1 protein-coding gene is annotated in these 270 nt (G+C 38.5%); it reads left to right on the top strand.

Annotated features, from left to right (window positions below):
* Positions 1-73: 73 nt before the first annotated feature.
* Positions 74-202: a hypothetical protein gene (locus EYW48_RS21735; RefSeq protein ID WP_255199795.1), complete on the top strand. Its 129-nt coding sequence runs from the start codon at positions 74-76 to the stop codon at positions 200-202.
* The last annotated feature ends 68 nt before the right edge of the window (positions 203-270 follow it).

The following is a 270-nucleotide window of genomic DNA, read 5'->3' on the forward strand; positions in this document are numbered from 1 at the left end:
CTAGCAAATTACGCCAAAATGCCTAATTTGAAACACATTATTGCTTTCAAACGGCAAAGTAAAACAGACAGCTGTGAAATTAAAACCTAATCCACGAAATGCGCTTGGCAAAGAAGAAATGACCGAGAAAATCACCATTCCTGAGCATGGTAATTTGCAAAGAATTCTATCGAAAAAGCCAACGACAGAGCACACGAAATGAATTTAGGCATTCATGAATTTCAACAGCAAAGAAGCCGCGCCAACGAACTTAACAAACACAACATTTCC

Source organism: Vibrio sp. 1180_3 (genome assembly GCF_029478545.1).
GTDB lineage: Bacteria > Pseudomonadota > Gammaproteobacteria > Enterobacterales > Vibrionaceae > Vibrio > Vibrio aestuarianus.